The sequence below is a fragment of the Pseudanabaena sp. 'Roaring Creek' genome (assembly GCF_001402795.1).
Classification (GTDB): Bacteria; Cyanobacteriota; Cyanobacteriia; order Pseudanabaenales; family Pseudanabaenaceae; genus Pseudanabaena.
On record NZ_LIRE01000636.1, the window covers coordinates 1 to 276 of the forward strand.

Annotated in this window: 2 tRNA genes; both read left to right on the forward strand. The window is 57.6% G+C overall.

Going from position 1 to position 276, the window contains the following annotated elements:
• The first annotated feature begins 64 nt into the window (after positions 1 to 64).
• A tRNA-Ala gene (locus AC805_RS16890) sits at positions 65 to 140 on the forward strand.
• 60 nt (positions 141 to 200) lie between these two features.
• Positions 201 to 276 (forward strand) — tRNA-Glu (locus AC805_RS16895).

The following is a 276-nucleotide window of genomic DNA, read 5'->3' on the forward strand; positions in this document are numbered from 1 at the left end:
TGGCAGGAAAAATGTTGTTGACAGCCAATCGGGGCGCTCTTAACATGCGCCCCGTCCTCGAGATGGGGCTATAGCTCAGCTGGGAGAGCGCTTGCATGGCATGCAAGAGGTCAACGGTTCGATCCCGTTTAGCTCCACCAATCTCGACTCCTTAGGGAGTGCCAGAATCGATGTGAGTCGATTCGCGATAAGGGTCTTGCGTCCCCTTCGTCTAGTGGCCTAGGACACCGCCCTTTCACGGCGGTAACAGGGGTTCGAGTCCCCTAGGGGACGCCA